Genomic DNA, 254 nt, shown 5'->3' on the forward strand with positions numbered 1-254 from the left:
GCTTCTGCTCGCCCGGATCCTCATAGCTGCCGACGCCCGTCTTGCCGCGAACCAGCGGACGGACGTCATGGTTCGAGACGGCCCGTTGGGCCTCCTCACCATGAGGGGTGCGCTCCGGCTGCTCCTCAAGCAGGGGCGTGAAGCGCTTGGTGCTCTTTGCTGCGTCGGGTTTTTCCGGCAGCTTGCCGCTGACCGGTTTTTCGGTGCGGCCGACGGTCATTTCGTCGAGGTCGTTGCGGCGGAAGAGGGAGGTT

The 254-nt window shown here is 65.4% G+C and carries 1 protein-coding gene; it reads right to left on the reverse strand.

The window, feature by feature from the left end:
- Positions 1 to 254, reverse strand: a 254-nt coding sequence (locus tag SB724_RS21060) for a hypothetical protein (protein ID WP_410572929.1), incomplete at both ends; no start/stop codon positions are given.

The sequence above is a fragment of the Bacillus sp. SIMBA_031 genome (genome assembly GCF_046535225.1).
In the GTDB taxonomy this organism is placed as follows: domain Bacteria; phylum Bacillota; class Bacilli; order Bacillales; family Bacillaceae; genus Bacillus; species Bacillus velezensis.